Source organism: Stappia indica (genome assembly GCF_009789575.1).
Taxonomy (GTDB): Bacteria; Pseudomonadota; Alphaproteobacteria; order Rhizobiales; family Stappiaceae; genus Stappia; species Stappia indica_A.
Genome location: NZ_CP046908.1, coordinates 4,770,161 through 4,784,477, shown reverse-complemented (window position 1 = coordinate 4,784,477; position 14,317 = coordinate 4,770,161). Strand labels below are relative to the sequence as shown.

The 14,317-nt window shown below is 67.6% G+C and carries 12 protein-coding genes; 7 read left to right on the top strand and 5 right to left on the bottom strand.

Annotation, left to right across the window (positions count from 1 at the left end):
* Positions 1-2: 2 nt before the first annotated feature.
* Positions 3-2,042: an ASKHA domain-containing protein gene (locus GH266_RS21920; RefSeq protein ID WP_158195734.1), complete on the top strand. Its 2,040-nt coding sequence runs from the start codon at positions 3-5 to the stop codon at positions 2,040-2,042.
* Between the two features lie 12 nt (positions 2,043-2,054).
* Here the strand turns inward: GH266_RS21920 and GH266_RS21915 are convergent, their stop codons facing one another.
* Complete coding sequence (locus GH266_RS21915) at positions 2,055-2,972, bottom strand: DUF1194 domain-containing protein (RefSeq protein ID WP_244953735.1); 918 nt, start codon at positions 2,970-2,972, stop codon at positions 2,055-2,057.
* Between the two features lie 255 nt (positions 2,973-3,227).
* Here GH266_RS21915 and GH266_RS21910 point away from each other — a divergent pair, with 255 nt between their 5' ends.
* The 6 genes from GH266_RS21910 to GH266_RS21885 all read left to right on the top strand — a co-directional run bounded on the left by GH266_RS21910 (position 3,228) and on the right by GH266_RS21885 (position 8,577).
* Positions 3,228-4,166: an ABC transporter permease gene (locus tag GH266_RS21910; protein ID WP_158195733.1), complete on the top strand. Its 939-nt coding sequence runs from the start codon at positions 3,228-3,230 to the stop codon at positions 4,164-4,166.
* Positions 4,167-5,021 carry an ABC transporter permease gene (locus tag GH266_RS21905; protein ID WP_158195732.1) on the top strand — a complete coding sequence of 285 codons (855 nt, stop codon included), beginning with the start codon at positions 4,167-4,169 and terminating at the stop codon, positions 5,019-5,021. It begins immediately after the preceding gene.
* A gap of 3 nt (positions 5,022-5,024) precedes the next feature.
* Positions 5,025-6,593, top strand: a complete 1,569-nt coding sequence (locus GH266_RS21900; RefSeq protein WP_158195731.1) for an ABC transporter substrate-binding protein — start codon at positions 5,025-5,027, stop codon at positions 6,591-6,593.
* Between the two features lie 68 nt (positions 6,594-6,661).
* A complete protein-coding gene (locus tag GH266_RS21895; RefSeq protein WP_158195730.1) occupies positions 6,662-7,267 on the top strand; it encodes a hypothetical protein in 606 nt (201 codons plus the stop codon).
* A 2-nt stretch (positions 7,268-7,269) separates the two neighbouring features.
* Positions 7,270-7,869 carry a hypothetical protein gene (locus tag GH266_RS21890; RefSeq protein WP_158195729.1) on the top strand — a complete coding sequence of 200 codons (600 nt, stop codon included), beginning with the start codon at positions 7,270-7,272 and terminating at the stop codon, positions 7,867-7,869.
* A gap of 132 nt (positions 7,870-8,001) precedes the next feature.
* Positions 8,002-8,577 (top strand): ATP-binding protein, encoded by a 576-nt coding sequence (locus GH266_RS21885; protein WP_244953734.1) that lies wholly within the window; start codon positions 8,002-8,004, stop codon positions 8,575-8,577.
* 7 nt (positions 8,578-8,584) lie between these two features.
* Here the strand turns inward: GH266_RS21885 and GH266_RS21880 are convergent, their stop codons facing one another.
* The 4 genes from GH266_RS21880 to GH266_RS21865 all read right to left on the bottom strand — a co-directional run bounded on the left by GH266_RS21880 (position 8,585) and on the right by GH266_RS21865 (position 14,290).
* Positions 8,585-9,502 (bottom strand): nucleotidyl transferase AbiEii/AbiGii toxin family protein, encoded by a 918-nt coding sequence (locus GH266_RS21880; protein WP_158195728.1) that lies wholly within the window; start codon positions 9,500-9,502, stop codon positions 8,585-8,587.
* On the bottom strand, positions 9,489-10,274 hold the full coding sequence (locus tag GH266_RS21875) for a type IV toxin-antitoxin system AbiEi family antitoxin domain-containing protein (protein ID WP_158195727.1): 786 nt from the start codon (positions 10,272-10,274) through the stop codon (positions 9,489-9,491). The genes GH266_RS21880 and GH266_RS21875 overlap by 14 nt, the downstream gene beginning before the upstream one ends.
* Before the next feature lie 118 nt (positions 10,275-10,392).
* Positions 10,393-11,406: a betaine--homocysteine S-methyltransferase gene (gene bmt / locus GH266_RS21870; RefSeq protein WP_158195726.1), complete on the bottom strand. Its 1,014-nt coding sequence runs from the start codon at positions 11,404-11,406 to the stop codon at positions 10,393-10,395.
* Between the two features lie 322 nt (positions 11,407-11,728).
* A complete protein-coding gene (locus GH266_RS21865) occupies positions 11,729-14,290 on the bottom strand; it encodes a GcvT family protein (RefSeq protein WP_158195725.1) in 2,562 nt (853 codons plus the stop codon).
* Between the last annotated feature and the right edge of the window lie 27 nt (positions 14,291-14,317).

Genomic DNA, 14,317 nt, shown 5'->3' with positions numbered 1-14,317 from the left:
CCATGAGCGAGACGCCCGAAACGGCGAAGATCGTTTTCCAGCCGAGCGGCCGGCGGGGCACGTTCCCGCTCGGCACGCCGCTGCTCGATGCTGCGCGCGCGCTCGGCGTCTATGTGGAATCCGTGTGCGGCGGGCGCGGCATCTGCGGCCGCTGCCAGGTCGCCGTCTCCGAAGGCGCCTTCGCCAAGGAGCAGATCGTCAGCACGGCGGACCATCTCGGCCCGGTGACCGACGCGGAAGCGCGCTACGTCTCCCTGCGCGGCCTTCCCGAAGGCCGGCGCCTGTCCTGCCAGGCCGCCATCCTCGGCGACATGGTGGTCGATGTGCCGATGGAGGCGCAGACCAATCGCCAGGTGGTGCGAAAGCGCGCCGAGAACGTCACCGTCGCGCCCGACAGCGCCATTCGCCTCGTCACCGTCGAGGTCGGCGAGCCGGACATGGAACAGCCGCTTGGCGACGGCGACCGGCTGCTCGCCGCCGTTGCCGAAGCCTCCGGATTGTCCGGCCTCAGCCTCGATCCGCCCCTGCTGGCCAAGGTTCAGAAGGTGCTGCGCGCCGGCCACTGGCGCGTCACCGCCGCCATCTGGCAGGACGGCGGCTTTCCCCCGCGCGTTACCGCCCTGTGGCCGGGCGAGAAGACGACCGTCTACGGCCTTGCCGTCGATATCGGCTCCACCACCATCGCCGCGCATCTCTGCGATCTCGCCAATGGCCGCACCGTCACCTCGGCCGGCACCTCGAACCCGCAGATCCGCTTCGGCGAAGACCTGATGTCGCGCGTCTCCTACGTGCAGATGAACCCGGCGCGCCTGCCCGATCTCGTCTCCGCGGTGCGCGCGGCGGTCGACGCGCTGGTCGCCAAGCTGGTCGCTGATGTCGGCGCGACCCGCGCGGACGTCATGGACGCCGTCTTCGTCGGCAACCCGATCATGCACCACCTCTTCCTCGGCATCGATCCGACGGAGCTGGGCGGCGCGCCCTTCGCCCTTGCCGTGTCGGGGGCCGTGCATGTCCCGGCTTCCGAGCTCGGGCTGGAGCTCAATCCCGGCGCGCGCGCCTATATCCTGCCCTGCATCGCCGGCCATGTCGGCGCGGATGCTGCCGCCGCGACGCTCTCCACCCGCCCGTTCGAGGCCGAAGCCCTGACGCTGGTCGTCGACATCGGCACCAATGCCGAGATCATTCTCGGCAATCGCGACCGGCTGCTGGCGGCAAGTTCCCCGACGGGCCCGGCCTTCGAAGGCGCGGAGATTTCCTGCGGCCAGCGCGCGGCGCCCGGCGCCATCGAGCGCATCCGCATCGATCCGGTCACGCTCGAGCCGCGCTTCAAGGTGATCGGCCTCGACGAATGGTCGGACGATCCGGAGTTTGCGGAAAAGAAGGACCAGGTCGGCGTCACCGGCATTTGCGGCTCCGGCATCATCGAGGCGGTCGCCGAGCTCTATCTTGCCGGCGTCATCACCGTGGACGGGCTGATCGACGGCGCGCTTGCCGAGCGCTCTCCCCGCGTGGTGCGCAAGGGGCGCACCTTCGCCTATGTGGTGGCGAGCGAGGGCATCGAGCTCACCATCACCCAGACCGACATCCGCGCCATCCAGCTCGCCAAGGCCGCGCTCTATGCCGGCATCCAGCTGCTTTCCGACAAGCTCGGCAATCCGCCCATCGAGCGCATTCGCCTTGCCGGTGCCTTCGGCAGCTATATCGACACCAAATACGCGATGATCCTCGGGCTGATCCCCGATTGCGACCTTGCCCATGTCGCGAGCGTCGGCAATGCCGCCGGCACCGGCGCGCGCATGGCGCTGGTCAATCGCGGCGAGCGGCGCACGGTCGAGCGTGTCGTGCGCGAGATCGAGAAGATCGAGACCGCGCTGGAGCCGCGCTTCCAGGAGCATTTCGTCAACGCGATGGCGATCCCCAACAAGGTGGATCCCTTCGTCAAGCTGCGCGAGGCGGTGACGCTGCCAGAGCCGCGCGCGGCGAGCGAGGGCTCGGACGAAGATGGCGACGGTGGGCGCCGCCGGCGGCGACGGCGCGGCTAGCGGACCCGCCGCCTACCTGCCCCCATCGTAGAAGAGATCCCGCCGGTTGCGCCACATCTTCTCGCCGACCAGACAGTCGTAGGGTTCCTCGGCGGCGAACTGCGCCGGCACCACCGGCAGCGCGCTGCCGTGATCGTTCAGCCGGCTTGGATCGTGCCAGGGATCGTCCGGGGTGCCGGGCGCCAGCCCGCCGATCTCCATCACCAGCTTGCGGCGCACCGCCTCGGGAAACTCGTTCCACTCGTGCACCGGCACGACGAAGGCGCCCGGCCCGCCGATCACGCAGCGCCGGTAATACTCGTCGAGATCGGGAATGCCGAAATACCGGGCGAAGCCGTCGACGGTCATCAGCGGCAATCCGTTGATGGTGATGCCCCGGCCCACCGCCGCATCGCGCAGCCCGGTCACCGGCGGGCCCTGGTTGTTCGGCCCGTCGCCCGAGACGTCGATCACCAGCCGCTCCGCCTGGTAGGGCACTGCCTCGAGCAACGCCATGCCGCGCAGCAGCGCGCCGGAGATCGAGGTGCGGCTCTGGCCGAAGCTCTCGCCTTCCAGCAGCCGCGCCGCGACGGCTTGCGCATCCGCCTCGCTCTCGATGATCGTCCAGGGCAACAGTTCCTGGGCGTGGAAATCGCCGGCCCATTCGAAGATCGCCAGGCCGATCCGCCCGTGCGGGCCATAGTCGATCGCCCGCAGGACCTCGCGGCTGGCGATGGCTTCCGCGTATCCCTTGCGCTGGATCGCCAGTTCCTCGCGCGACATGGAGCGCGACACGTCGATGGCCAGCACCAGGGCGACATCGACAGGCTCGCCCACTGCCATCACCGGTTGCGCCCGGGCCGGACCCTGCGCGGCGAGCACCAGCCCCGCGGCGAGCACCAGCACCGCGGCAGGCATCGACCGGACGATGGCGCCTGCTCTCCACCTCATCAGCAAAGCCTAGCGGAAGATCGTGGCAGCGCCAGCGCACAGTCTCGTGATCGGGGGAACAGGCGGCGGCGCGTGAGCGCCCGCCCCTCGCCCATGAAGCGAACCTTTCCGCGCCTCCTAAACCTGAGGTAAGCGCACCCGTGAATTCATGAGCAAAATCGTCAGGATTTTCCGCCGCGGCGTGGACGCTTGTAAAAATTCATGATTTCTACACTCCAGTTTTCGCCCCCCCGGTTCGCACCACACCAGCAGGCTATGGCACGGCAACTCGTCCTCAGGCTCTTCTCGGCAGCGCTTCTGCTGCTGGCGATCTCCATCGCCGGCTTCGCCCTGCTGCGGCTGATGCCGGGCGATTTCGCCGAGGTGCTGCTGATGTCGCAGATGGACGGCACCCTGCCCGATGCGGCGGCGGTGGCAAGGTTCGCCGCCGAGAACGGGCTCGACGCGCCCCTGCCGCAGCAATATCTCGTCTGGCTCGGCAATGTCCTGTCGGGCGATTTCGGCCGCTCGATGGTCACCGGCGAGCCGGTCTCCGCAGAGCTGGCCCTGCGCGTTGCCGCCTCGCTGCAGCTTGCGGTCGCTGCGCTGCTGCTGGCCCTCCTCATCGCCCTGCCGGTCGGGGCGATCTGCGCCGCCCGGCCCGGCAGCCTCCTCGACCGCGGCCTTGCCGCCTTTGCCGTCGTCGGCATGTCGATCCCGAATTTCTGGTACGCGCTGCTGCTCGCGCTGTTCTTCTCCCTCGCGCTCGGCTGGCTGCCCAGCACCGGCTACGGCACGCCGGCGCATGTGGTGCTGCCGATGCTCGCCATCGCCACCTCGGTCTGCGGCATCCTTGCCCGCTATGTGCGCGGCTGCCTCTTGGAGGAGCTGGCCCAGCCCTATATGCGCACCGCCCGGGCCAAGGGCCTGTCCGGCACCCGTGCGCTGCTCGCCCATGCCGCGCCCAACGTGCTGCCGGCGGTGCTCACCCTCACCGGCCTGCAATTCGCCCGCATCTTCGACGGGCTGATCATCATCGAGACGCTGTTCGGCTGGCCCGGCATCGGCCGGATGATGGTGGAGGCGCTGCTCGCCCGCGACTATCCGATGATCCAGGCGAGCTTCCTCGTCGTCGCCTGCGGCTATGTGCTGGTCAACCTCGCCGTCGACTACGCCATCGCCCTCTACGATCCGCGCACGCGGGAGGTGGTCTAGATGGTCGCCGCCACCCCACGCCTTCGTACCCGCCTGGCCCGCCGCCGCAGCGGCCTTGCTCTCACCGTCGCCGCGCTCCTCGCCCTGGTGTTGCTCGGCCCGCTGCTCGCCCCGCACGATCCGTATGCCGCCAACATCCTCGGCCGCCTCGCGCCGCCCAGCCTCGCCTATCCGCTCGGCACCGACGCGATGGGCCGCTGCATGCTCTCGCGCCTGCTTTACGGGGCGCAGCTCACCACGCTCTCGGCACTCGCCGTGGTGCTCGCCTCCGCCGGCATCGGCACGCTGGTCGGCGCCGTCAGCGGCTATTTCGGCGGGCTCGGCGACCGGCTGTTGATGCGCCTGTGCGAAGGCGTCTCGGTGCTGCCGGCCCTTGCGGTCGCGCTCGTCATCGCCGGGGTGCTCGGCCTCGGGCTTACGGCCGTCATCCTGGCGCTCGCCGCCGTCCACTGGACCGAATATGCCCGCCTCGTGCGCAACGCCGTCATGGTCGAGCGCAGCAAGACCTACGTGCTCGCCGCCGAGGCGCTCGGCGTGCCGCGTCTTGCGGTGATCCGCCGCCATCTCCTGCCCAACATCCTGACGCCGCTTCTCGCCATGGGCAGCTACTCGATGTCCTGGGTGATCCTGTCCTTCGCCGGCCTCAGCTTTCTCGGCCTCGGCGTCGAGCCGGGCGCGCCCGAATGGGGCCGGATGATCGCCGAGTCCCGCAACCACCTTCGCGACCACCCGCGCCTCGTGCTGGTGCCGGGCCTCACGATCATGGCCTTCGTCATCCTGGTGAACCTGCTGGGCGATGCCCTGGGCGACCGGCTGCGCGCGGGCCGCACCAACTACCTGACAACACGGAGCTGACCCATGCCCCTCTCCTTCTCCCTCCCCCGGCTCGGCAGGCACGCGCTTGCCGCCATAGCTGCGACGATGCTGGCACTGCCAGCGCCCGCCGCGCTCGTCTCCCCGGCCCGCGCCGAGACCCCGGCCGACACGCTGGTCGTCGCCACCATGTGGGAGGCGCTGCCGCTCGCCATGGCGCCGCGCCGCAGCCGCTTCTTCAACGAGAGCGAGATCCTCGACACGCTGGTCAAGCTCGACTTCGACATGAACCTCGTCCCCGGCCTTGCCACCTCCTGGGAGCGCGTGTCGCCGACCGTGTGGCGCTTTGCCTTGCGCGAGGGCGTCACCTTCCATGACGGGTCGCCCTTCGATGCGAGGGCCGCGAAATTCTCGCTGGAGCGGGTGATCGCCCTGCTGCCCTATGCCGCCGACCTCCTCAACATCGAGAGCATCGCGACGCCCGAGCCCCTGGTGCTGGAGATCGAGACCTCCGAGCCCTTCTCGGCCCTGCCGAACCAGCTCACCGACGCCATCACCGTGATCTACGGCAAGGCCTCCTTCGACGGCGACGGCAAGTTCGTCACCCCCGTCGGTACCGGCCCGTGGAAGCTTGCCGACTACCGCAAGCAGGACCGCACCATCGTCGAGCGGTTCGACGGCTACTGGGGCGAGGCACCCGCGCTCAAGACCATCGAATACCGCTACATCCCCGACCACAATGCCCGCGCCATCGCGCTGGAGGCCGGCGAGGTCGACTTCATCGACAACCTGCTCCCCTCGGACGTCTCGCGCCTGTCCGCCGACGAGCGCTTCACCGTCTACAGCGAGGAAAGCGCCGGCATCTACTACGGCGCGATCAATGCGGGCGAGAAGAGCGTGCTCTCCGACGTGCGCCTGCGCCGCGCCGTCAACCTGCTGATCGACCGCGAGATCGTCGTCACGGGCGCGCTCGACGGCATCGGCAACCCGGCCTGGACCTTCTTCCCCGCCTCCTTCCCCTGGACCAGCGAGGAGGTGACGCCCTACAGCTTCGATCCCGAGGCGGCCGCAGCCCTTCTCACCGAGGCCGGCTACGACAAGTCCTCCGGCACCTGGACGAAGGACGGCGAGCCGCTCACCCTGCGCATCCTCAGCTATTCCAGCCGCGCCGAGATGGCGACCATCACCGAGGCGCTGGCCATTCTCCTGAAGCAGCAGGGCATCGAGACGAAAGTGCAGATGTTCACCTGGGAAGGCATGCTGGAGCTGGTCCGCCAGGGCGACTACGACATCTCGGTCGTGTTCTGGACGCCGGAAATGACTGGCCACCCCGACCTGCACCTGAAGTCGCAGTTCCACTCCAAGGCCGGCATGAACTACCAGTTCTGGGCCAATGCGGAGTTCGACGCCCTGGTCGACAAGGGCCGCACCCTCGACGCCGGGCCGGAGGCGCTCGCCACCTATGTCCGCGCCCAGCAGATCCTGCAGGAGGACGCGCCGGAGATCCCGCTGGTGCACAAGGTCTTCGTCGCTGCCTCCAGGGCCAATGTCGAGGGCTACAAGGTCCACCCCTCGGGCTTCTTCTACAACTTCAAGGCCGTCTCGAAGAACTGAGCCGCACCGCCAGCAAGACGGGACCGGCCGGCGTTGCCCGCGCCGGTCCCCTTCGCCGGAGTTTCCCCATGGCATCGTGTCTGTTTCTCAAGCCGATCAAGGGCGCGGGCGGCGACCTGCCGGACATTTCCGGCTTCGTCGACGATCTCGACCAGATCGACCATTACGCACTCGAACATGCCGACCTGTCGGCCTATCGGGCGCTGCTCGTTCCCGCCCATCTCGACCAGCGCTTCTTCGGAGCGCTGACGGGCAAGATCTCCGCCTTTCTCGACGGCGGCGGCACGCTGGTCTTCAACGGCCATGTCGCCTGGCCGATGCTGCCGGAGTTCGAGCCCTTCGTCGTGCTGCCGAAAGTGTCGCTGGCGACGCTGGAGGTGCACCGGCTGACCGATCATCCGGTCTTTGCCGGGGTCGATGCGCGCGAGCTCACCTATCGCCGGGGCGTTGCCGGCTTCTATGCGCGCGGCCACAACCCGCCGCCCGTCGGCGCCATTCCGCTGCATGGGCTCGGGCCGGCGCGGGCGCCGTGCGACTGGGTCTACAGCCGCCCGGCCGGCGGGCGCATCCTCATGCATGCCGGCAACGACCTTTGGATGTATGCCGGCTCCAGCGACACCACGGCGCGGATCGTGCCGCAGCTGTGCCGCTGGGCGGCCGGACGGGAGGCTTGAGCATGGCGCGCATCACCGCCCTCGACAGCGGCACCTATTATCACCACCGCACGCTCTATGAGCCGCGCTACCGCGATCATTTCGACGAGATCGTCTATATCCGCGACCTCGCCGGGACCGACCTTTCCGCGCACGAGCTGATCCTCGTCTCCTGCCGCACCGACCCGTCCCAGCTGATCCCCTGCCGGTCGCAGTTCGCCGACTATCTCGCCAGTGGCGGCACCGTCGTTGCCATGGGCTCCACCGGCCAGCCCGCCTGGCTGCCCGGCATTTCCTGGCACGACACGCCGACGAATTTCTGGTGGTGGAAGGAAGGCGGCAGCCTCGGGCTGAAAGTCGTCGCCCCCGACCATCCCTTGTTCGGCCACATCACCCTGGAGGATGCCACCTGGCACCATCACGGTCATTTCGACGTGCCGGAGGGCGCCGTCAGCCTGATCGACGTGGACGGGACCGGCTCCGTGCTCTACGACGATCAGGTCACGACACCGGGGCGGATGATCGTCACCGCGCTCGATCCGATGTATCATCACGGCAGCCATTTCATGCCGGCGACGACGCGCTTCCTCGACGGCTTCCTGCCCTGGCTGAAGAGCCTTTGAGCCGGCGCGCCTGATCCGCGCCTCTCTCGTGACGGTCGCAAGGATGCGCCCGGTCGGGTCGTTCTCCAGCCCTCCCTCCGGACGCCCCCTCCCCGCATGGCCTCCCTCGGATAGCTCAAGGATCGCCCGCCGATGACCCGCCGAATGACCCGTCCTGGCCGCATCTACATCACCGGCGCCTCCTGCGCCGGCGTCACCACGCTCGGCGCAGCGCTCGCCGCCCGCCTGAGTGTCCCGCAGTTCGATGTCGACGACTATTACTGGCTGCCGACCGATCCGCCCTTCACGCAGAAGCGCCCGCCGCAGGACCGCGTGCGCCTGATCGCCGCCGACATGGCCGAAGTGGAGCAGGCAAAGGGCCGCGGCTGGGTGCTGACCGGATCGTTCGACGGCTGGGGCGATGCCCTGATCGAGGAGGTCGATCTCATCGTCTTCGTGGCGACGCCGACGCCCCTGCGGCTGGAACGGTTGATGGCGCGCGAGCGTCAGCGCTACGGCACCCGCATCGATCCGGGCGGCGACATGCACGAGATCCACACGGCCTTCGCCGCATGGGCCGCCGGTTACGACACGCCCGGCTTTTCCGGCCGCAACCGCGCCCGCCACGAGGAGTGGCTTAGCGCCCAAACCGCCCCCGTCCTCCGCCTCGACGGCAGCCGGAGCGTGGAGGAGCTGATGGAGAGGGTGGTGGGGCAGCTTGAGGGGTGAGGTAGGATCAGGCCCGCCGCTCAAGCGAGTCATGCAGCAAGTCGACAAGTGACGAGCGTTGAGCCGGGGTGAGCTTATCGAGATTTCTCTGCCGCCAGCGTATTGCCGGAAGGTCGGCGATATCGGGCAGGTGGAGCAGCGACCAATCGGGAGCCCCACGTTCGAACCCGATCAGGAACGCCCGGTGCCGGTCGGGCATCCCTCCGATCAGCAAGTCGATCATTTCCCGCCGCGTCTCGATCAGATCGTCGATTGCGACGATCTCCTCGGTCATTCCGTCGAACCCATTGCGATACTCGTTCGCAAGGTCCTTCGGGCGCCCCGACAGCACCTCCCCCATCGGCCGGTTGTGGCTGAGCAGGTAGACGATGAAAGCTTCGCGCAATCCATCCGTCAGACCTTCATTCGCAAACAACTCCCGGACATCGAAAAGGTCGCGCGGATGCTGGCGATCCAGTGCAGCAACCAACTTTCCCGCAAAGAGGTCTTCGAAGGAGACAACACTCGTCTCCGCATATCCGAACACGTCTTCAACCATCGCGGTAACCGGAACGAGAGACGGTTCGTGGACGACGCCTCTCAGCACTGGCGACACCTCGATCTTGACCTGCGCACCGCTCGCCATCACCAGCAGGTTCAGCCTTGCCCCTTCCTGTACCTTCCCCGTCAAGCGCGCGCCGGGCAACTCCGCCAGCGCCGCTGCTTCCACACGGCTCATGGCCGCGTCGATGCCGGCAAGTGCCTCTTTTCTGCGGTGTCTGGGCAGATACATCAGGTCGATGTCCACCGACAGGCGCGGAAGATCCCGAACGAACAGGTTGATCGCCGTGCCGCCCTTGAGAGCGAAGCATGGTTCGCGTGCCACGATGGGCAGGAGGCGCAAGAGGAGCCGGACCTGCGCCCGATACCGGTCATGAAACGGCATCGAGGTCCCTCGGCACGGTTATCCGATAGACCGGATCGAGCCGGCCACCGGGAACGAGAACGCGCTTTCCCTCGCCCAGATCGATTTTTCCCATCTCAAGGCGCTTCAGCCAGGAGTGGCGATGACGATCGGCGAAAAAGAAGAAGAGACGTTTCACCTTCACGCTCTTGCAGTCGAGCAGCAGCTTCTGCAGGCGCCGGGGGCTGAAACTCGCGGCTCCCTGCATGATCATGTCGGCCTGATGAAAGCTCTCCCTGCCGGGCAGTTCGTCCAGCATTTCCAGATAGGCACGTTCGGGCCGCGACACCGTCAACAACCAGTCCCAGTGCCCCGAGGCAATGCCGTGCAGACCAAGGGCCACAGGGTCGTTGCGAAACAGCACCGAGCTGTTGTGATGGACAAAGCCTTGCGGCAGGTCGAGCTTGTGCAGCCATCCGGGCGGCTTGTCCGGTCCGTAGAGATGGACCGTTCCGATATCCTGCGAAAGGTAGTGCGAAAACCCCTGCAGTTCGAGGGAGGTACGGCCGCCGACAAAGAACGGCGAGCGCAACAGCAGCGTCTGGAGCGAGATCACCACCTGTTGCCAGTTCAATCTCCCGCGCGGGCGTCGGTAAACGCCGCGCGCCGGCTGCTCCAACCAGCCGCTCTTGACGTAGTAGGCGCGCAGATTGCTGGCGATGCCGCGCTCTTCCAGCCAGGCCGCATCGACCAGAAGCCCGTCGGGCAGCTCTTTCTCGAGCAGGTTTAGCAATGACTCATTTTGCTCAGCCATACTGAGTATTATGAGATAAACTCAAACCTGAAACAAGTTTGAAAAAATGCCCATATACTCAATACAGTTGAGCATATTCTCTAGAATTCAAACCATGCGTTGGCCGATGCCCGCCCCCTCACCCCCTCCTTCGTCGCCGCCTTCCGCCCTCGCCGTCGCCGCCTTCCGTGGGAGCGGCGGCGGGTGGGGAGACCAGCGGGCCGATGCGGGCGATAACCTCCTCGACGCTCGGGCGCGCGCCCTTCTCATGCGCATCGAGCGCCTGGCGCATCGCCGCAAGGTGGGCGTAGGACGTGCCGCAGCAGCCGCCGATGATGCGCGCGCCGGCATCGACCGCGAGCCGCGCATAGTCGGCCATCAGCTCGGGCGTGCCGGTGTAGACCACCTCGTCGCCGCGAATGACCGGGATGCCGCAATTCGCCTTGGCGACGACGATGGCGTCCGGATGGTCGCGGGTGATTTCCAGCACGGCGGCGAGAAGATCCGACGCGCCGACGCCGCAATTCGAGCCGTAGGCGACGGGGGCGCAGGCGAACTCGCCGGCAAGATCGGCCAGGCCGCTCGGCGGCAGGCCCATCATCGTGCGTCCCGCCGTGTCGAAGCTCGCCGTCACCACGAAGGGCATGCCGACCTTGGCGGCGGCTTCGGCCGCCGCGCGCATTTCCTCCGGCGCCGACATGGTCTCGATCCAGGCGACATCGGCGCCGCCCGCCTTCAGCCCTTCCGCCTGCTCGGCGAAGGCCTCGACCGCCTCCTCATAGGTGAGCGCGCCGAGCGGGACGAACAGCTCGCCCGTCGGGCCGATGGAGCCGGCAACGATCACCTCGCGCCCGGCCTCCGCCGCCACCTCGCGGGCCAGCTCCGCCGCCGCCTTGTTCAGCTCGTGCACGCGCCCTTCCAGCTTGTGCAGCTTCAGCCGGTGGCGGTTGGCGCCGAACGTGTTGGTCAGGATGATGTCGGCGCCCGCTTCCACGAACTTGCGGTGCAGGGTGCGGATCTTCTCCGGCTCTGTGACGTTCCACTCCTCCGGCGGATCGCCGGAGGTCAGCCCCATGTCGAAGAGGTTGGTGCCCGTCGCGCCGTCGGCCAGCAGCGTGCCCTTTTTCGCGAGGAGTTCGTCAAGCTTGCTCATGGTTCTGCCCTGTTGCCGTCATGGCGTGTTGCTGTTGCGCAAAGTGCACCGCCCACATCCCCCCTGCCGTCACCCCGGGCAAGCGCAGCGCGACCCGGGGCCTATTGGTTGCCAGAGCAGCGGCGAAAGGCAAATCGGCCTCTCTCCTCGTCATCCCGCACGCAGCGCAGCGAAGATGCGGGATCGGAGAGCCGAGAGCGTATGAGGCGCGCTCCGGAACGAAACCGCAACCGCCGTGGCTCGCCGATCCCGGCTCTGCGGCCGGGATGACGCCGGAGAGTGTGGCAGGCGCTGTGGGCAACGCGCCATCCCCGCGCGGCCCTCAACTCCTCGGCTTCAGGTTCTGCGGATCGTAGAGCGGCGCGTAGCCGACGCCCGCCACCTCGACCGGGTAGCTTTCAGAGAAATACTCCACGCTAAGCTTCCGGCCCACCACCGCATACTCGTACGGCAGGTAGGCGAGCGCGATGTTCCGGCCCACCGTCGGGCCATAGGCGATCGAGGTGGTGTAGGAGAGCCGGCCCAGCGCATCGACCAGGGTCTTGCCCGTCGCCGGATCGATCACCGGCAGCGTGCCGACCGGATAGCGCGGCGTGCCGCTCGCGTCGAGATTGTCGGTCATCACCAACGTGCAGAGCATCGCCGGCTGGTGGTCGCGCGCCCGGTAGTCGAGGTGCTTCGCCTTGCCGCGGAAGTCGGCCTCCTTGACCTTCGGCCGGGCGAGATCCGCCTCATAGAGGTTGTACTGGGTCAGCAGGTCGGCGTTCTGCAGGCGCAGCGACTTCTCCAGCCGCCGCGAGTTGGCGTAGGTCTCCACGCCCGCCGCCATGACGCCGAGCGCCCGCAGCGCGTCCCAGACGGCCAGCCCGTCCTCGTATGCCATGTGCAGCTCCCAGCCCTGCTCGCCGACATAGGACAGCCGCAGCGCCGTCACCTTGCGCCCGGCGATCTCGATCTCGCGGATCGCCGCGAAGGCGAAGTTTTCCGGCTCGAGGCCGGCCGGGTCCGTGACCGCCTGCTTCAGCTTCTCGCGCGCGTTCGGACCCCAGATGCCGATGGTCGTATAGCGCTCGCTGACATCGGTCACCGTCACGTCGAGCCCGCGGTCCTGCGCCGTCCTTCGGACATAGTGAAAGTCGCGCGGGCCGGCATCGGCGCCGTCGATGATGCGGCAGCGGTCGGCCATACGGATCACGGTGAGGTCCGCCCGCACCATGCCCTCGTCGTCGAGGAAATGGGTGTAGATGCCCTTGCCGATATTGCCGTCGCCGCCGATCTTCGCCGCGCACAGCCATTCCAGCAGCTCCACATGGTCCGGGCCCTCGACCTCGAACATGTAGAAATGCGAGAGATTGATGATCGCGCAATCCTCGCTCATGGCGAGGTGCTCGGCATTCGACACCCGCCAGAAGTGCCTGTTGTCCCACTCGTTCTGCCGCTCGGGCACGCGGTCGCCGTATTTCTCGAGCAGGTGCTCGTTGGCGGCGTAGCCATGGGCGCGCTCCCAGCCGCCGAGCTCCATGAAGTGGCCGCCGAGCTCCACCTCGCGCTCGTAAAACGGCGAGCGCTTGACGTTTCGCCCGGTCGCGTAGGGTTCGCGCGGATGGATCGCGGGGAAGTAGATCTTCTGCGCCGCCTCATAGCAGCGCCCCTCGATGAAATCCTCGGTCAGCTGGTGCGGATAGAAGCGGGAATAGTCGATGGAGGCGTGGTCGATGCCGGTGCGCCCGTCGGTGATCCAGTCGGCGATCAGCTTGCCGTAGCCCGGCCCGTCCTTCACCCAGATCGCGACGCAGTACCACAGGCCGCGCACCTTCTGGCTCTCGCCGCAGGACGGCCCGCCGGCGGCGGAGACCTGCAGGAGGCCGTTGAAGGAGTGGCTCTCGTTGTAGCCGAGCTCGCCGAGGATCGGCGTCAGCTCCATCGCCCGCTCCAGCGGGCCGATCACCTGCTCCATCTCCAGGTCGCGCTGCGAGGGCGACAGGCGCGCCTCGTGCTTTTCCAGCAGCTGGCGCGGGTGGCACAGGCGCGGTTCGTCGGTCTCGTAATAGCCCCACTCGATCTGGCCGCCCTCGGTGGTCTTCGGGTCGCCGGTGTCGCGCATATAGGCGGAGTTGCCCTGGTCGCGCAGCAGCGGAAAGCCGATCTCCTTGCCGGTGCCCTCGAACTCGGTATAGGGCCCGAAGAAGGTCAGCGGATGATCGACCGGCATGACGGGAAGGTCCTCGCCGACCATCTCGGCGATCAGCCGGCCCCACAGGCCCGCGCAGACGATGACGTGATCGGCGCGGATCGTGCCGCGATGGGTGACGACGCCGGCGATCCGCCCGTCCTCGACAATCAGCGACTGCGCCGGCGTGTTGGCGAAGGCCTTCAGCCGGCCGGTCTTCTCGCCCTCGTCGACCAGCTTGCCGGCGACCGTCTGCGAGCGCGGCACGACGAGGCCCGCGTCCGGGTCGAACAGCCCGCCCTGGACCATGCCCTCCTCGATCAGGGGGAACTTCTGCTTGATCTCGGCCGGCGTCACCAGATGGGCGCGGGTGCCGAAGGCCTTGGCGGAGCTCGCCTTGCGCCGGATCTCCTCCATCCAGCTGTCGTCGCCGGTGCGCGCCACTTCCAGCCCGCCGATGCGCGCGTAGTGGCCCATCTTCTCGAAGAAATCGATGGAATACTGCGTCGTCCAGACCGACAGGTAGTCGTGGCTGGTCGTGTAGCAGAAGTCGGAGGCATGGGCCGTGGAGCCGATATCGGTCGGGATGCCGGACTTGTCGATGCCCACGACATCGCTCCAGCCGCGCTCCAGCAGATGATGCGCCACGGACGCGCCGACGATGCCGCCGAGGCCGACGATGACGATTTGTGCCTTGTCCGGAAACGCCGACATCTTCCACCCTTTTCGCAATCGGATCCG